The 17454-nt window shown below is 66.6% G+C and carries 15 protein-coding genes; 5 read left to right on the forward strand and 10 right to left on the reverse strand.

Going from position 1 to position 17454, the window contains the following annotated elements; all coding sequences use genetic code 11:
- Positions 1 to 163: 163 nt before the first annotated feature.
- The 3 genes from B9Y82_RS11470 to lpdA all read left to right on the forward strand — a co-directional run bounded on the left by B9Y82_RS11470 (position 164) and on the right by lpdA (position 5738).
- Positions 164 to 2995 carry a 2-oxoglutarate dehydrogenase E1 component gene (locus tag B9Y82_RS11470; RefSeq protein WP_100473324.1) on the forward strand — a complete coding sequence of 944 codons (2832 nt, stop codon included), beginning with the start codon at positions 164 to 166 and terminating at the stop codon, positions 2993 to 2995.
- Positions 2996 to 3035: 40 nt separating this feature from the next.
- Positions 3036 to 4238, forward strand: coding sequence for a dihydrolipoyllysine-residue succinyltransferase (sucB, locus tag B9Y82_RS11475; RefSeq protein ID WP_049420906.1), 1203 nt, complete (start codon positions 3036 to 3038; stop codon positions 4236 to 4238).
- Between the two features lie 63 nt (positions 4239 to 4301).
- Positions 4302 to 5738, forward strand: coding sequence for a dihydrolipoyl dehydrogenase (gene lpdA, locus B9Y82_RS11480; RefSeq protein ID WP_100473325.1), 1437 nt, complete (start codon positions 4302 to 4304; stop codon positions 5736 to 5738).
- Positions 5739 to 5826: 88 nt separating this feature from the next.
- Here the strand turns inward: lpdA and B9Y82_RS20900 are convergent, their stop codons facing one another.
- The 9 genes from B9Y82_RS20900 to B9Y82_RS11525 form a co-directional block, all read right to left on the reverse strand.
- Complete coding sequence (locus B9Y82_RS20900) at positions 5827 to 6072, reverse strand: hypothetical protein (RefSeq protein ID WP_100473326.1); 246 nt, start codon at positions 6070 to 6072, stop codon at positions 5827 to 5829.
- A complete protein-coding gene (locus B9Y82_RS11490) occupies positions 6069 to 6281 on the reverse strand; it encodes a hypothetical protein (RefSeq protein ID WP_010486834.1) in 213 nt (70 codons plus the stop codon). Before B9Y82_RS11490 ends, B9Y82_RS20900 begins: the two co-directional genes overlap by 4 nt.
- 156 nt (positions 6282 to 6437) lie before the next feature.
- Entirely contained in the window at positions 6438 to 7868 is a 1431-nt protein-coding gene (locus B9Y82_RS11495; RefSeq protein ID WP_075677331.1) for a replicative DNA helicase, read from the reverse strand.
- Between the two features lie 298 nt (positions 7869 to 8166).
- Positions 8167 to 8727, reverse strand: coding sequence for an NADPH-dependent FMN reductase (locus B9Y82_RS11500; protein WP_100473327.1), 561 nt, complete (start codon positions 8725 to 8727; stop codon positions 8167 to 8169).
- Positions 8728 to 8793: 66 nt separating this feature from the next.
- Positions 8794 to 10737, reverse strand: a complete 1944-nt coding sequence (gene asnB, locus B9Y82_RS11505; RefSeq protein WP_100473328.1) for an asparagine synthase (glutamine-hydrolyzing) — start codon at positions 10735 to 10737, stop codon at positions 8794 to 8796.
- Positions 10738 to 10740: 3 nt separating this feature from the next.
- Positions 10741 to 13020 (reverse strand): thiamine pyrophosphate-dependent enzyme, encoded by a 2280-nt coding sequence (locus B9Y82_RS11510; protein ID WP_100473329.1) that lies wholly within the window; start codon positions 13018 to 13020, stop codon positions 10741 to 10743.
- 78 nt (positions 13021 to 13098) lie between these two features.
- Positions 13099 to 13755: a glutathione S-transferase family protein gene (locus B9Y82_RS11515; RefSeq protein WP_100475218.1), complete on the reverse strand. Its 657-nt coding sequence runs from the start codon at positions 13753 to 13755 to the stop codon at positions 13099 to 13101.
- Positions 13756 to 13885: 130 nt separating this feature from the next.
- Positions 13886 to 14428 (reverse strand): GNAT family N-acetyltransferase, encoded by a 543-nt coding sequence (locus B9Y82_RS11520; protein WP_100473330.1) that lies wholly within the window; start codon positions 14426 to 14428, stop codon positions 13886 to 13888.
- A gap of 125 nt (positions 14429 to 14553) precedes the next feature.
- Positions 14554 to 15399: a glycine zipper 2TM domain-containing protein gene (locus B9Y82_RS11525; RefSeq protein ID WP_100475219.1), complete on the reverse strand. Its 846-nt coding sequence runs from the start codon at positions 15397 to 15399 to the stop codon at positions 14554 to 14556.
- A 163-nt stretch (positions 15400 to 15562) separates the two neighbouring features.
- On the opposite strand from B9Y82_RS11525, the gene B9Y82_RS11530 reads away from it, so the two are divergent.
- Together B9Y82_RS11530 and B9Y82_RS11535 are read left to right on the forward strand one after the other, a co-directional pair.
- Entirely contained in the window at positions 15563 to 15778 is a 216-nt protein-coding gene (locus B9Y82_RS11530; RefSeq protein WP_100473331.1) for a DUF6116 family protein, read from the forward strand.
- A complete protein-coding gene (locus tag B9Y82_RS11535) occupies positions 15775 to 16554 on the forward strand; it encodes a TatD family hydrolase (RefSeq protein WP_100473332.1) in 780 nt (259 codons plus the stop codon). Before B9Y82_RS11530 ends, B9Y82_RS11535 begins: the two co-directional genes overlap by 4 nt.
- Before the next feature lie 71 nt (positions 16555 to 16625).
- Here the strand turns inward: B9Y82_RS11535 and B9Y82_RS11540 are convergent, their stop codons facing one another.
- Complete coding sequence (locus tag B9Y82_RS11540) at positions 16626 to 17453, reverse strand: tRNA threonylcarbamoyladenosine dehydratase (protein WP_100473333.1); 828 nt, start codon at positions 17451 to 17453, stop codon at positions 16626 to 16628.
- Position 17454: the final 1 nt, after the last annotated feature.

Here is a 17454-nt window from a genome sequence, read left to right on the forward strand (position 1 = left end):
TCTGGAACCGGCACCGGCGCACGCGGGATACCTGCGGTGGTGCCCCTTCGTGTCCGGTTGGGGGTACAATTTGGCTGTTTGAACGCGCCCGCGCAGGGCTATTCATCTTCCTGCCGGGTCCTTCTGAAGCCATACCCCACAAAGCGAATCAACACCCTCCATCGTGGACAATCAACTGAAGCAGTTTGCGCAATCTTCGCAACTCGCCGGCGGCAACGCCTCCTATGTCGAGGACCTGTACGAGCAGTACCTGGTCTCCCCGGATAGTGTCGATCCCAAATGGAAAACCTACTTCGACGGCTTCAAGGGCCGTGAAGCAGGTGACATTCCGCACTCGGCCGTCATCTCCCACATCGCGGACGCGGCCAAGGATGCGTTGAAGGCCGGCACCGGTAGCGGTGCGGGCGACGAGCGTGAGCGCAATGTCGGTCGTCTGATCACCGCCTACCGCTCGCGCGGCCACCTGGATGCCCGCCTCGATCCGCTGGGCCTGGCCGCGCCGGTCAACACCCCGGACCTGGGCCTGCCGTTCCACAGCCTGTCCGATGGCGACCTCAACAGCGAGTTCAGCACCGGCGGCGTCGGCGGCCAGCCGCGCATGAAGCTGCGCGACCTGCTGGCACGCCTGAAAGCGACCTACACCGGCTCGATCGGTGCGGAGTTCATGCACATCTCCGAAGTCGAGCAGCGCCAGTGGATCTACAAGAAGCTGGAACTGGCCGGTGGCAACTACCAGCTGGACGCTGATACCCAGCGCCGCACCCTGGAGCGCCTGACCGCGGCCGAAGGCCTGGAGCGCTACCTGCACACCAAGTACGTCGGCCAGAAGCGCTTCTCGCTGGAAGGCGGCGACTCGCTGATCCCGATGATGGACACCATCATCCGCAGCGCCGGCAAGGATGGCGTCAAGGACGTGGTGATCGGCATGGCCCACCGCGGCCGCCTGAACGTGCTGGTCAACACCCTGGGCAAGAACCCGCGCAAGCTGTTCGACGAGTTCGAAGGCAAGTTCGAGCACGACGAGCACGCGTCGGCCGGCGACGTGAAGTACCACATGGGCTTCTCGGCCGACGTCGCCACCGACGGCGGCCCGGTGCACCTGGCGCTGGCGTTCAACCCGTCGCACCTGGAAATCGCCGACCCGGTCGTCGCCGGCTCCGTGCGCTCGCGCCAGGAGCGCCGCAAGGACACCGCGCGCAAGCAGGTCATGCCGATCCTGATCCACGGCGACGCGGCCTTCTCCGGCCAGGGCGTGGTCATGGAACTGTTCCAGATGTCGCAGGCGCGCGGCTTCGCCGTCGGCGGCACCGTGCACATCGTGGTCAACAACCAGGTCGGCTTCACCACTTCCAACCCGCTGGATACGCGCTCCACGCGCTATGCCACCGACGTGGCGAAGATGATCGCCGCCCCGGTGCTGCACGTGAACGGCGATGATCCGGAAGCGGTGGTGTTCGCCGCACAGCTGGCCTTCGAGTTCCGCCAGAAGTTCGCCAAGGACGTGGTCATCGACCTGATGTGCTACCGCCGTTGGGGCCACAACGAGGCCGACGAACCGGCGATCACCCAGCCGCTGATGTACCAGGTGATCCGCAAGCACGCCACCACCCGCGAGATGTACGCCGAACAGCTGGAAAAGGCGGGCGTGATCGCCGCCGGCGCCGGCAAGGCGATGGTCGATGCCTACCGCGAGAAGCTGGATGCCGGTGAAGTGACCACCGAGCTGGCCAAGGTCGAGAAGACCCCGCCGACCAGCCCGCTGTTCGTCGACTGGCCGAAGCTGCTGGAAGGCAAGCTGTCCGACCCGGTCTCGACCAAGGTCGAGAAGAACAAGCTGGTCGAGCTGGCCAAGCTGATCAACACCATTCCGGACGAAGTGCAGCTGCACTCGCGCGTGGCCAAGGTCTACGATGACCGCCGCAAGATGGCCGCCGGCGAGATCCCGGGCGACTGGGGCTTTGCCGAGAACCTGGCCTACGCCACCCTGCTCGACGAAGGCCATGCACTGCGCCTGGTCGGCCAGGACGTGGGCCGCGGTACGTTCACGCACCGCCACGCGATCCTGCACGACCAGAAGACCGACAACTACTACATGCCGCTGCGGCAGCTGGTGGATTCGCCGGAGAAGGCCACCGTCATCGATTCGCTGCTGAGCGAAGAAGCGGTGATGGCCTACGAGTACGGCTTCTCGACCACCGATCCGAACACGCTGTGCATCTGGGAAGGCCAGTTCGGCGACTTCGCCAACGGCGCCCAGGTGGTGATCGACCAGTTCATCGCCGCCGGTGAGGCCAAGTGGGGCCGCATTTCCGGCCTGACCCTGCTGTTGCCGCATGGCTATGAAGGTCAAGGCCCGGAACACAGCTCGGCGCGCCTGGAGCGCTTCCTGCAGCTGTGCGCGCTGGAGAACATGCTGGTGGTCGTGCCGTCGACCCCGGCACAGGCCTTCCACATGCTGCGCCGCCAGCTGCACCTGACCACCCGCAAGCCGCTGGTGGTGATGTCGCCGAAGTCGCTGCTGCGCCACAAGCTGGCCGTGTCGACCCTGGACGAACTGGCCAACGGCGAGTTCCAGCACCTGATCGGCGACGCCAATGCGGACGCCAAGAAGGTCAAGCGCGTGGTGCTGTGCTCGGGCAAGGTCTACTACGACCTGCTGGAAGACCAGACCAAGCGTGGCCAGGACGATGTGGCGATCATCCGCGTGGAGCAGCTGTACCCGTTCCCGCGTGCGCTGCTGGCTGCCGAACTGAAGAAGTACGGCAAGGCCACCGACGTGGTGTGGACGCAGGAAGAACCGCAGAACCAGGGTGCGTGGTACCAGATCCGCCACCACCTGCAGTTCTGCCTGGCCGATGGCCAGAACCTGCACTACGCCGGTCGCGCACGTTCGGCTTCGCCGGCTGCCGGTCACATGGCTGACCACGTCCGCGAACAGCAGCAGCTGGTCGCCGATGCACTGGTCAACCCGTTCAACGACACGTTCGCTGAATAATCCTCCCCCTATTTAGAAGACAAACCAGGAAGCTCCCGCAATGGCCACCGAAGTCAAAGCCCCGGTACTGCCCGAATCCGTCGCCGACGGCACCATCGCCACCTGGCACAAGAAGGTGGGCGACGCCGTCAAGCGCGACGAAAACCTGCTTGACCTGGAAACCGACAAGGTCGTCCTGGAAGTGCCGTCGCCGGTCGACGGCGTGCTCAAGGAAATCAAGTTTGCCGAAGGTTCGACCGTGACCTCCAGCCAGGTCGTGGCGATCATCGAGGAAGGCGCCGTCGCAGCTGCCCCGGCCCCGGCCGCTGAAGCCGCTCCGGCTGCCGCTGCGGCCCCGGCCGCCGCTGCGCCGGCCGCAGCCGCTGCCCCGGCCCCGGCTGCCAAGTCGGCTGCCGACGCGCTGCCGCCGGGCGCCCGCTTCACCGCCATCACCGAAGGCGTGAACCCGGCCGACGTCGACGGCACCGGTCGTCGCGGCGCGGTGACCAAGGAAGACATCGTCAACTTCGCGCGCAACGGCGGCGCCGGCAAGGCCGGTGGCGCACGTCCGGAAGAGCGCGTGCCGATGACCCGCATCCGCAAGCGCATCGCCGAGCGCCTGATGGAGTCGAAGAACTCCACCGCCATGCTGACCACCTTCAACGAAGTCGACCTGTCCAAGGTGTCGGCGGCGCGCAAGGAACTGCAGGACGAGTTCGTCAAGGCACACGGCATCAAGCTGGGCTTCATGAGCTTCTTCGTGAAGGCCGCTGCCAACGCGCTGCAGCGCTTCCCGCTGGTCAACGCCTCGATCGACGGCGACGACATCATCTACCACGGCTACTCGGACATCTCGATCGCGGTGTCGACCGAAAAGGGCCTGGTCACGCCGGTCCTGCGCAACGTCGAGCGCATGTCGTTCGCCGACATCGAGAAGACCATCGCCGACTACGCCAAGAAGGCCCGTGACGGCAAGCTGGGCCTGGAAGAACTGCAGGGCGGCACCTTCACCGTGACCAACGGCGGCACCTTCGGTTCGCTGCTGTCGACCCCGATCATCAACCCGCCGCAGAGCGCCATCCTGGGCATGCATGCCATCAAGGAACGTCCGATCGCCCAGAACGGCCAGGTCGTGATCGCGCCGATGATGTACCTGGCGCTGTCGTACGACCACCGCATCATCGACGGCAAGGATTCGGTGCAGTTCCTGGTGGACATCAAGAACCAGCTGGAAAACCCGGGCCGCATGCTGTTCGGCCTGTAAGAAACCTCCCGCCCCTCCGCGCCTGCGCGGAGGGGTTCTGGTAATGCATCAAGGAATAATTCAATGGCTGAACAATTCGACGTCGTCGTCATCGGTGCCGGCCCGGCCGGTTACCACGCTGCCATCCGCGCGGCCCAGCTGGGCCTGAAGACCGCCTGCATCGACGCAGCGCTGGGCAAGGACGGCAAGCCGGCACTGGGCGGCACCTGCCTGCGCGTGGGCTGCATCCCGTCCAAGGCGCTGCTGGATTCCTCGCGCCAGTTCTGGAACATGGGCCACATCTTTGGCGACCACGGCATCAGCTTCAAGGATGCCAAGATCGACGTCGAGGCGATGATTGGCCGCAAGGACAAGATCGTCAAGCAGTTCACCGGCGGCATCGGCATGCTGTTCAAGGCCAACAAAGTGGCCGCCTATTATGGTTTTGGCGAGCTGCAGCCGGGCAACGTGGTCAAGGTCACCCAGCATGACGGTTCCATCGTCGAGCTGAAGGGCACCAACGTCATCATCGCGGCCGGTTCCGATTCGATCGAACTGCCGTTCGCCAAGTTCGACGGCGAGACCATCGTCGACAACGTCGGCGGCCTGGACTTCACCGAAGTGCCGAACCGCCTGGCGGTGATCGGCGCCGGTGTGATCGGCCTGGAGCTGGGCAGCGTGTGGAAGCGCCTGGGCGCTGAAGTCACCATCCTGGAAGCACTGCCGGAGTTCCTGGCCGTGGCCGACGCCGAAGTGGCCAAGACCGCTGCCAAGGAATTCAAGAAGCAGGGCCTGGATATCCGCCTCGGCGCCAAGGTCTCCAAGACCGAGATCATCGGCAAGGGCAAGAAGAAGGAAGTCGTTGTCACCTACACCGACAGCGAAGGCGAAAAGACCCTGACCGTGGACAAGCTGCTGGTGGCCGTTGGCCGTCGCGCCGCCACCAAGGGCCTGCTGGCCGAAGGCACCGGCGTCAAGATCAACGAGCGCGGCCAGATCGAAGTCGACGCGCACTGCCACACCGGCGTCGACGGCGTGTGGGCAGTCGGCGACTGCGTGCGCGGCCCGATGCTGGCGCACAAGGGCTTCGAGGAAGGCATCGCGGTGGCTGAGCTGATCGCCGGCCTGCCGGGCCACGTCAACTTCGACACCATCCCGTGGGTCATCTACACCGAGCCGGAACTGGCGTGGGTCGGCAAGACCGAGGCGCAGCTGAAGGCCGAAGGCATTCCGTACAAGGCCGGCAGCTTCCCGTTCGCCGCCAACGGCCGTGCCGTGGCGATGATCGAGCCGGCAGGCTTCGTGAAGATCCTGGCCCATGCCGAAACCGATCGCATCCTCGGCATGCACCTGGTCGGCGCCAACGTCTCCGAGCTGGTGCACGAAGGTGTGCTGACCATGGAGTTCAGCGGCTCGGCCGATGACCTGGCCCGCATCTGCCACGCTCACCCGTCGCTGTCGGAAGTGATCCACGACGCGGCGATGGCGGTCAGCAAGCGCGCCATCCACAAGGCGAACTAAGCCTTCACGGATGCTGCAACAAAAAACCCCGCCTTGGCGGGGTTTTTTGTTGGCCAATAGTCCTGGAGGGCCGAGCATGGGCTCGGCGCTATACCTTCCCCGCTGGCTTTCGTGGCGGGTCGTCACAGATGCGATGCTGCACCACGGCCTCACCGACCTTCCATTCCTTCACCACCCTGCAGCGCTCCTTGGCTTTAGGCACCGAGGCCGCAGCGTTCGCCTCGTCAGCCGCAGCCGTCTGATGGCGCTCCAGCCACACCGAGGGCGGCGCTGGAGGTGCGGCCAGCACCGGAGGCGCCAACAGGGCCAGCCCCGCCAGCAGCCCCGTCCTCATGCAGCCACCGCCCGGCCACCGAGCAGGCGTGCCGGCAGCATGAACAGCGCGCGCAGGAAGGCGAACAGAGCCGAGAAGGTGATGCCGACCAGGCGGAACGGCAGGCTCAGCAGCCACACGAACGGCCAGGCGATCAGGGCGAGGATCGCCAGCGGCCAGCACAGCACGAACAGCAGGCACCACACACCGAGCGCGAACAGGGTCTTCATCACGGTCTCCTTGGGGCGGCACCCTGCCGCCTGCGGACACCTTGGCGCCCTGCCCCACCTGGCCGCAAAGGGTTTGCGACGAAACCGGGCTGGCGGCGATGAAAGCCGGTGGGCATCGGCCGGGCATGGCCCGGCGCTGGGGCAACGTCGAAGGCGTTATTCGAACGAACCGACCGAATCGTGGGCCAGGTTGTCGAAGCGGGTGTATTCACCGAAGAACTTCAGCTTGCACGAACCGGTCGGGCCACCACGGTGCTTGCCGATGATGATCTCGGCCAGGCCCTTGTCCGGCGAGTTTTCCTTGTTGTAGTAGTCATCGCGGTAGATGAACACGATCATGTCCGCGTCCTGCTCGATTGCGCCCGACTCGCGAAGATCGGCCATCACCGGGCGCTTGTCGGTACGCGTTTCCAGCGAGCGGTTGAGCTGTGACAGTGCGATCACCGGTACATTCAGTTCCTTGGCCAGCCCCTTCAGCGAACGCGAGATCTCCGAGATTTCGGTCGCGCGGTTTTCGCTGTTGCCCGGCACGCTCATCAGCTGCAGGTAGTCGATCACGATCAGGCCAAGATCATGCTCGCGCTTGAGTCGACGGCACTTGGAGCGCAGCACTTCCGGCGACACGCCCGGCGTATCGTCGATGAAGATCTTGGTTTCCTTCAGCATCTTGATCGCGCTGGTGACGCGGCTCCAGTCCTCGTCTTCCAGCTGGCCGGTACGCAGGCGCTGCGCATTGATGCGGCCATTGGAGGAAATCAGGCGCATCGCCAGCTGCGATGCCGACATTTCCATCGAGAACACCGCCACGCCCTTCTTCGACTTGATCGCCGCGTACTCGGCAATGTTCAGCGCAAAGGTGGTCTTGCCCATTGCCGGGCGGGCGGCAAGGATGATCAGGTCGGTCGGCTGCAGGCCGGCGGTCATCGCATCGAAATCGTTGTAACCAGTCGGCAGGCCGGTGATGTTGCCGCCGTTCTCGAAGCGGTTGCGCAGCTCCTCGAAGGCATCCTTCAGCGCGCCGGGCATGGCCACGAAATCGGTGCGACCGCGCGCACCCTGTTCGGCGATGGCGAACACGCTCTTCTCCGCCGAGGCCAGCAGCTCGCTGCTGTCACGCCCTTCGGGCTGGAAACCGTCGTTGACGATGTCGGTGCCGACCTGGATCAGCTGCCGCAGCACCGCCTTGTCACGCACGATCTCGGCGTAGGCCACGATGTTGGCAGCCGACGGCGTGGTACTGGCCAGTTCGATCAGGTAGGCGCCGTCGCCCACCAGTTCCATCTTGCCCTGCGATTCAAACCACTCACCCAGCGTCACCGCATCGAACGGCCGTTCGCGCTCGGACAGTTCGCGGATCGCCCGGTAGATCATCTGGTGATCGCGACGGTAGAAGTCGCCTTCGGTCAGCTGGTCGTTGACCCGGTCATACGCTTCTGGCGCCAGCATCAGGCCACCCAGCACCGCCTGCTCGGCTTCCACCGAATGGGGCGGTACCCGCAACTGGTCGATGCGCGACTCGTCGCGATCGCGATCGAAGCCATCACCGCGCTCTCTGCGGTTGGAACGGAAGCCGGGACGAGCGGACATGCTGCGGTGTTTCCTGCAAAAGTGGGCCAGACGAGTGTAGGCATGCGCCGACCCCGGCGGCCATGGACAAGCCTGTGGATAAGCCGTGGAGAAACGGGGGATATCCGCCGGCACCTGGCCAGACTGGCGTGGGGACGTCGCACTGCCTGCGACGGGCGCCATTGCGGCACCCGAGCAGGGCATTATCGCAGATCAGGCGACCAGGGTCGGATCCCGTGCGATGCACGGGCTCTGGCCCGCTCAGCTGGACGTGGGGTCGGATCCCTCTGCAACGCAGAGGGCTCTGACCCCGCCGGCCTCAATCGCCCTTGACGTGCACCGCGATCAGCGCCAGGAACCGGTCCACGTAGCCCTGCAGGAACTTCTGCGTGCCCTCATTGTGGATCGAGCCGTCGGCATCGATCAGGCCGTCCTTGAAGTGAATGAATGCCTCGGGCTGGCCCAGCACGTGCATGTCCAGGAAGGCCAGGCTGTTGCGCAGGTGCTGCTGGGCCACGGCGGTGCCGATCTGGCCGATGGAGGCACCGATCACCGCCGCCGGCTTGCCCGCAAACGCACTGTCACCGTAGGGGCGCGAACCGATATCAATGGCGTTCTTGAGTACGCCCGGCACTGACCGGTTGTACTCGGGGGTCACAAACAGCAACGCGTCGGCGGCGCGCACCTGGTCCTTCAGCCGGGTACCCTGCGGTGGGTACTGCGCGTCGAAGTCCTGGTCGTACAGCGGCAGGTCGCCGATCTGCACGTACTGGAAGCGCGCGCGGCCGCCAGCGATCTTTTCCAGCGCATGGGCCAGCTTGCGGTTGCAGGAGTCCTTGCGCAGGCTGCCGACGAACACGGCGATGGTGGGGACGGACATCGGGACATACTCCTCACGGTGCGGGAGGCCCAGCCTAGTCGCCGGGCCCGTGCAGGCCGGTGAAAATCAGCCGCCGGCAACGCCCGCGCGCACCTGGCGCCAATGCGCCTGCCAGGCCTGGAACATCAGCACGTTCCACAGATGGGTATGCCACTTGCGCTGCCCTCCCAGGAACTGCTGCCACAACGGCTGCACCGCGGCCGCCGACAGCACGCCCTCACGCTCCAGCCGCGCCGGCTGCAGCAGGTCCTCGGCCCAGGGGCGCAGGTCGCCCTTCAGCCAGTCACTGACCGGTGCGCCGAAGCCGCGCTTGGGCCGGTGCACCATCGAATGCGGCACGTAACGGCCAAGCACGCGCTTGAGCAGCACTTTGCTGGTGGTCTCGCTGCGCTTGAAGCCCAACGGCAACGACCACGCGAACTCGGCCACGCGCCAGTCCAGCAGCGGCGCGCGCGCCTCCAGGCTGACCGCCATCGAGGTCCGGTCGACCTTGCACAACAGGTCGTCCGGCAGGTAGGTCACGAAATCGGCCAGCATCATCGCGTCGGCCGGCGTACCCGCGCCGTGCAGCGGATCAGCCAGATCGTAGAAGCTGCCGGCGGCCTGCGCGCCGGGCACCGCCGCGGCCGGGTCGCGCCAGCGCGAGATGCGGTTGCGGTAGACGTCGCCGATGCCACGTGCGCCGGTTTCCGCCAGCAGCGCCGCCAGGCCACCGGTCCGCGAGGCCTCGCCCTGCTGCTGCGAGCGCGCGCCCATCCAACGCCGCAACGGCCCAGGCACGCGGCCGAGCATCTGCCAGTTGCGCAGCGCGCGTACATACCGGGTGTAGCCAAAGAACAGCTCATCGCCGCCGTCGCCGGACAACGCCACGGTCACCCCCTGCCGCGCCAGCCGGGCCACCAGTGCGGTCGGCACCTGCGAAGCATCGGCAAAAGGCTCATCGAACATCGCCGGCAACTGCGGCACCACCGCCAACGCGTCGGCGCCGCTGACGTACAGCTCGGTGTGATCACAGCCCAGGTGAGTCGCCAGCTCCTTGGCCAGTGGTGCTTCGTCATGCCCCGAGTCGGTGAACCCGATGCTGAAACTGTGCACCGGCTGCCCGCTCTGCGCCTGCATCAGCGCCGCCACCAGCGATGAGTCGGTGCCGCCGGACAGGAACACACCGACCGGCACGTCGGCCACCATGCGCAGCGCCACCGCGTCGCGCAGCAGCGTGTCCAGCTGTTCCTCGGCCTCCTCGATACGGCCCTGGAACGGAGCGGCCAGCGCCGCCTGCATGCGTGCACGCGCATCCCAGTACGGGCGTTGTGCCTGTTCCGGGCGATGTGCGGATGCACCGGCGGCGACCATCGCTGCATCCAGGCGCAGCACGCGGCCGGGCATCAGCTTGTAGCAGCGCTGGTGGATGCTGTGCGGCGCCGGGATGTAGTCAAGCCGCAGCAGCAATGTGAGCGCATCGCGATCGATGTCGTTGTCGAACGACGGGTGCTGCCAGAGCGCCTTCAGTTCCGAACCGAACACCAGCGTGTCACCGGCCCAGCCGTAGTACAGCGGCTTCTTGCCAACGCGGTCGCGGGCCAGCCACAGGCAACGCTCCTGACGGTCCCACAGCGCGATGGCGAACATGCCGTTGCAGCGCTGCAGGGTGTCTTCCACACCCCATTGCAGGATTGCCGCCAGCAGCACTTCAGTGTCGGAATGGCCGCGGAAGGCATGCCCCAGCGGCTCCAGTGCCTCACGCAGGGCGGCGAAGTTGTAGACCTCGCCGTTGTAGGCCATCACGTAGCGGCCATCGGCCGAGGCCATCGGCTGGTGGCCCAGCGGGGACAGGTCGAGGATGCTCAGGCGGCGATGCGCCAGCGCGATGCCCGCCTCGGCATCGACCCAGCTGCCGCCGTCATCCGGCCCGCGATGGTGCAGCGCCAGGCCCATCGCCAGGGCCTGCGCCTGCAGCGCCTCGCCCGACGCCAGCGGCGCCGGCAACAACATTCCCGCCAATCCACACATGCATCAGGGTTCCTGCGCCAGGTCGAGGGCGGCGCCAATCACCCCATTGTCGCTTGGAAGCCCGAACATTGCTGCCCCCGCCAGTGGGGTGTAGGTATCGGCACCACAGACCCGGCGCAACGGCAGGTGGCCGAACCCGGCCTCGACCAGCGCCGTGACCACGCCCTCCCCCACCCCGCCACTGTGGCGCCCCTCGTCCAGCACCAGCACCCGCTGTGCACTGGCAGCCTGGGCGGCAATGAAGCCGGCGTCCAGCGGTACCAGCCAGCGCAGGTCGACCACCCGTACCTGCCAGCCCAGCTGCTGCTCGATTGCCCGTGATGCGCGCAATGCCATTGGCACGCCGTTGCCATAGGTATAGATCACCAGGTCCCCGGCCTCCGGCGCATAGACCCGGCCCTCGCCCGGCACCAGCGCCTGGCCCTGTGCGGGGTAGTCGAACAGCCATTGGCCATCCCCCGCTTCATGCAGGTCCTTGCTCATGTACAGCGCGATCGGCTCCAGGAACACCGCCACACGGCCATCCACCCGCGCCAGTGCGGCCAGCGTGCGCAGCATCATCACCGCATCGTCGCCGCGCGACGGGCAGCCCACCACCAGTCCGGGAATGTCGCGCAGCGCGGTGATCGAGTTGTCGTTGTGGAAGTGCCCACCAAAGCCTTTCTGGTAACCCAGCCCGGCCACCCGTACCAGCATCGGGTTGCGGTACTGGTCATTGGAGAAGAACTGCAGCGAACACGCTTCGCCGCGCACCTGGTCGATGGCGTTGTGCAGGTACGCTAGGTACTGGATCTCCGGAACCGGCAGCATGCCCAGGTTGGCCAGGCCCTGCGCCATGCCCAGGATCATGGTCTCGTCCAGCAGCGTGTTGAACACCCGGCGTGGGCCGAAGCGACGCAGCAGGTCCTTGGTGACGGTGTAGACACCGCCCTTCTGCGCGACGTCCTCACCGAACAGCAGGCTCTGCGGATACTTCGCCAGCAGTTCCTGCAGGCCATGGTTGATCTGGATCGCGAGGTGGCGTGGCGCCTGCCGCTCGGGCAGTGCCTGCGCACCGCCGTACAGCGCTTCACGCGTCCCGGCGGTCACCTCGCGCCGCGCTTCGGCCTGCACCGCTGCCGGCGTGTACGGTGCCAGCGGTGCCATCACTTCCTGCAACGACTGCAGCTTCCGACTGCCTTCGGCCTCGGCCGCTGCCGCCATGCAGCGCGCGCGCATCGTCTCGTAGGCCACCTCGATGGCTGCCGCATCCATCCAGCCCGATTCCATCGCGATCTGTGCCGAGCGCAGCAGCGGATCCTGCGCCTCCGCCGCGCACAACTCCGGCAACGCGCGCCATTCCACCTCGAAGTCGGTGCCGGCGTGCCCCATCAGGCGCGTGGTGCGCAGGTGCAGGAAGGTCGGCCGCCGCGTGCGCCGGCAGTGCTCCACCGCCGCCTGCACCTGGGCATGGCCCGTGGCCAGGTCGAGGCCATCGGCATGGAAATAGTCCAGCCCGGGCTGGCGACTGAAGCGCTCGGCGATCCAGCCTTCAGGCGTTTTCACCGAGATGCCAAGGCCATTGTCCTCGCAGACGAAAAGGACAGGTGCCGGCAGCTTCTGGTAAGCAGACCACATCGCGGTGTTGAACGCAGTCTGCGCGGTGGCATGGTTGGCCGAAGCATCGCCGAACGAGCACAGCACGATGCTGTCGGCCGGAATCGGCAGTTCATGGCCCAGTCGCTTGCCACTTTCAATGGCCAGCGCAGTGCCCAGCGCTTTCGGCAGATGCGACGCAATGGTCGAGGTCTGCGGCAGTACCCACAGCGGTTTGCTGCCCCACACCTTGTGGCGCCCGCCGCTGGCCGGGTCATCGGCGCTGGCAGCGAAGGACAGCGCGGCATCGCGCAGCGGATCGATCCCCGGCACCTGGCGCGAACGCTCGGCCATGAAGGCACCGGAGCGGTAGTGCAGGAACGCTGGATCCGTATGCCGGCAGGCCCGCGCCAACAGCGCGTTGCCTTCGTGGCCGGAGGAACCGATGGTGTAGAAGACCTTGTTCTGCACGCGCAGCACGCGCGCCATCAGGTCCAGCTGGCGGCTGGCCAGCTGCGAATCGAACAGCTCGCCGAACGCTGCGGCAGTGAGCGTGCTGCCGGGCAGGATCGGCGCATCCGGTGCCGGGCGCGGATGCGGCGCACCGCGCCAGCCTCGCACCGCGTCGAGGAAATTGGCGTCGCACACGTCGGCGCGGTTGAGCACGCGCATGCGCGCGGGAATCGGATCTGGAACCACAGCGAACATCGAACACCCTCCGTGTCGTTGTTGCATTCCGCCCGGCGCTGGCCAGGCGCTGCCCTGCGGGGGTCACCCTGGTGAGCGTCACGCGGCCTCGAAGCGTGCCCGCACCTCGGCGGTTACCGCCGGCATCGGCAGGAAGCGCGGTTGCCCACGCACGCGTTGCAGCCAGGCACGCACCTCGGGGAACGGCTGCAGGCTGATACCGCCTTCGCCTGCCACATCGGTGTAGGCGAACAGCGCGATGTCGGCGATGCCGTACCCACTTCCGGTGAACCACGGCGCCTGGCGCAGGTGCTGCTCCATCACCGCCAGTGCAGTAGCAGCACGTTCATGCAGGCGTGGCAGTTCGGCACGGCGCGCCGACTCAGGCGGCGTCCAGCCACGGATGAAGCGCGCCACCGCCACGCACGGCTCGTGCGTGTACTGCTCGAAGAACATCCAGCTCAACGCCTGCGCGCGCTCCCAGCCATCGGTGGGCAGGTAGGGGGTGCCTTCGGCCAGCCAGAACAGGATCGCATTGGATTCGGTCAGCACGCGGCCATCGTCGCGGACGATCAACGGCACCTTGGCATTCGGATTGAGCGCGAGGAACTCGGGGGTGTGGGTCTGGCCATGGGCACTGTCCACTTCCACCCAGCGGTAGCGGCTGCCGAGCTGCTCCAGCAGCAGACGGACCTTGTGGCAATTGCCTGACACCGACATGCCGTGCACCGTCAACGGGACGCGCTCTTCCACCATGGCCTGCTCCATCGGATCCGGCCAGCGGCCGGCTGGGTGCAGTCTGGCAAGCACGCCGGTGAATGCCAAGCGCGGGTGCAACATGGCGACGCGGCAGTGCCGGCCGCTGGCCGGCACTACCGGGCAACGCTCAGCGCGCGCGCTGCCGCCACTGCTCGCGCGACTGGCCCCAGATCTGCATGGGCTTGTCGTTGTACGGCGCTGGCAACTCCCCCATGCGCAGCAGGGTGCTGCCCAGCTTGCGCGCGACCGCCCGCGAGTTGTCGTTGTTCTCGGCGATGGTGTGGATCACCTCCTCCCAGCCCAGCGTGTCGAAGGCCCAGTCGATCGCTGCAACCGCCGCCTCCGGCGCATAGCCCCTGCCCCAGCTGGCGTGGCGGATGCCCCAACCGACCTCGGTACCCGGCCAGTCCTGCGGCTGCCACGGTCCCGTCCGCCCGATCCAGTCGCCGCTGGATTTCTCGATCACGCTGAACATCGAGAAGCCGAACAGCTGCCAGGCGCCGGCCAGGCTGCAGAAACCACGCCAGGCCACCGACGGCGGCTGTACGCCACCCAGGGTACGCATCGCGTCCTCGTCGGCGCAGAAGGCCAGATACGGTTCATAGTCCTCACGCAGCAGCGGGCGCAGGATCAGCCGCTCGGTTTCGATGCGCAGGTCGAAGATGCTCATGCCGACTCCATGTCGAGGGGGCGTCCATGATGAAGGATTGCCTCCCTGCGCGGATGAACATCGCCGGCTGCAACGAAACGGGCCGGCATGGGCCGGCCCGTCGGGTGTTGCGTGCAGCGCCTGGATTACTGGCGCGTGGCCGCGGCGGTGCCACCGGCGGCAGCGGTCTGCGTGACCAGCTGGCCATCGACCACCGGCAGGCGATCGCTGGCCGGCTTGTTGTCCATGCGCACGGTCTTCTCGGCGCCGTCATAGCGATAGGTCACGTTGTACCCCTTCACCACATCATTGGTACCCATGGCGATGCGGTTACCCGGCTTGCTGGCCATGCGCATGGTGCCGGTGGTGCCGTCTTCGTTGCGGTAGGTCACGTTGTAGCCGGTGACGCGGCTCGACTGGGAGGTCGCGGTCTCGGTGTGGCACTGGCGCTCGGTGCGGTTGACCACGCGGCCACCCACATGGCGCTTGTCGACCTGGTTGCCGATGAAACCGCCGGCCACTGCACCGGCTGCGGTCGCAGCCTTCTTGCCGTTGCCGCCGCCGACCTGGTTGCCGAGCAGGCCACCGACCACAGCACCGACCACGGTGCCGCCGACGTTGCCGTCACGTTCCGGCAGGCGCTCCTGGACCGTCACGTCCTGGCAGACCTCATGCGGGGTCTGGGTGGTGGAGGTCTCACGCACCGCATCGGTGCCGATCACGGTGGCATACGCCTTCTGCTTTTCAGTGATCGGATCGACCTTCAGCACATCGGCATACTCCAGCCCACGCGGCGCGGACGGGTCGAGCTGGTCACCACGCGCGCCATCGTCGGTGGCGCTGCCATCGACCAGGCGCGACTCGCCGTTGGGGGTTGCGGCGCTGATGGAATCGGGCGACTTGTCGCCACTCTTCATGAAGGCGGCGGTGGCGATGCCACCGACCAGCAGCGCGCCCGCTGCGACCAGGACAGTTGTAGTTGTGCTTTTCATGACCTGCTCCTTGCGGACCATCCGCAACGTTCTCGAGCCAGATTGCAGCATGCGCCGCCTGAACGGAATCTCCACATTTCCTGCTCATCCCTGTAACCCATTCAGCATCGGGAAATGCTGGGCCCGTGGTAGCGTTTGCATGTTCCCCACCAGGATTCCCGCCATGGCCAACCCGATGCTGCTGCCGCTACTGCAATGGGCCCGCCGGCTGCGCTACCCGACCCTGTTCAAGCTTACCGCCGGCCTGTTCGTGCTGACGCTGTTCATCCCGGACCCGATCCCGTTCGTCGATGAGCTGGTGCTGGGCTTCGGTACGCTGCTGCTGGCCAACTGGAAGAGCCGCAACGCCCCAACGCCGCCACCGCTGGAACAGCGTTGAGCGTGCTGGTCGACAGCCACTGCCACCTTGACGCCAGCGAGTTCGACCGTGACCGCGCTGCCGTGGTCGAGCGTGCGCAGGCGGCCGGCGTGCGCCTGCAGGTGGTGCCGGCAGTGACCGCGGCCAGCTGGCCGAAGCTGCGCGAGGTCTGCCAGCAGGCCCCGGGGCTGTATCCGGCCTACGGCCTGCATCCGATGTTCCTGGCCGAGCACCAGCCTGGGCACCTGCCGCTGCTGCGCGAATGGATCGAACGCGAACGCCCCTGCGCGATCGGCGAATGTGGTCTGGACTTCTTCGTTGAAGGCCTGGATGCCGAGGCGCAACAGGCATATTTCATCGGTCAGCTGGAGCTGGCCCGTGAATTCGAGCTGCCGGTGATCGTGCATGCACGGCGCGCAGTGGATGCGGTGATTGCCGCGATCCGTCGCGTCGGCGGCCTGCGCGGTGTGGTGCACAGCTTTTCCGGCAGTCCGGAACAGGCAGCGCAACTGCACCGGCAGGGCTTCCTGCTCGGGCTCGGCGGCCCGTTGACCTACGAACGCGCGCAGCGCCTGCAGCGGCTGGTGCGCGAGATGCCGCTGGAACAACTGCTGCTGGAGACCGACGCCCCCGACCAGCCCGACGCCGGCATCCGCGGCCAACGCAACGAACCGGAACGTCTGGCGACCATTGCCCGGCACGTGGCCGCGCTGCGCGGGATGGAGCTGGACGCGGTGGCACATGCGACGACGGAGAATGCGCGGCGGTTGTTCAACTTGCCCGCCATTCAACGGTAGTGCCGGCCTCTGGCCGGCATCTGCACTGATTCAATCATTCCGAAGTTGCCGGCCAGCGGCCGGCACTACCGTCACGCGTCGGCGTGATCCTCGACCACTTCCGCCTTGACCTTCTTCGGCTCCAGCAGCATCTCCAGCGCCTTGCCGACCGCCGCGAAGGCGAACGCGCCGGTAATGTGGGTTGCCGCGCCCAGGCCGGCGCCACAGTCCAGCTTCAACGCCGCATCAGCGCCCAGGTTCGGACGGATGCCGCAGACGCTGCCATCGGCCTGCGGGTACTTCACATTCTCCAGCGAATACACCGCTGGCACGCCGAAATAGCGCTTGGCATTCTTCGGGAAGTTGAATTCGCTGCGCAGCTTCTTGCGGATCAGCGCCAGCATGGCGTCGTGCTCGGTGCGCGAGACATCGCGGATACGCACCAGGGTCGGGTCGGTACGGCCACCGGCGGCGCCAACGGTCAGCAGCGGCAGCTTGCGGCGGCGGCACCAGGCGATCGTCTCGACCTTGACCCGGAAGCTGTCGCACGCATCGATCACCAGATCGAATCCGCGGTCCAGCAGCTCGGCCATGTTGGACACGGTCAGGAACGCCTGCACGGCGTCGACCTCGATGTCCGGGTTGATCGCACGGCAGCGCTCGGCCATCGCTTCGGACTTGTTGCGGCCGTAGTTGCCTTCCAGCGCCGGCAGCTGCCGGTTGGTGTTGGACACGCAGATATCGTCGGCATCGATCAGGGTCAGGTGACCGACGGCCGAACGGGCCAGCGCCTCCACCACCCACGAGCCGACGCCGCCCATGCCAACCACCGCCACGCGGCTGCCCTGCAGGCGCTCGAGTGCACCCACGCCATACAGCCGTTCGATGCCGGCGAAGCGTTGTTTGACCTGTTCGTTCATC

This window comes from Stenotrophomonas maltophilia (assembly GCF_002799155.1).
In the GTDB taxonomy this organism is placed as follows: Bacteria; Pseudomonadota; Gammaproteobacteria; order Xanthomonadales; family Xanthomonadaceae; genus Stenotrophomonas; species Stenotrophomonas maltophilia_R.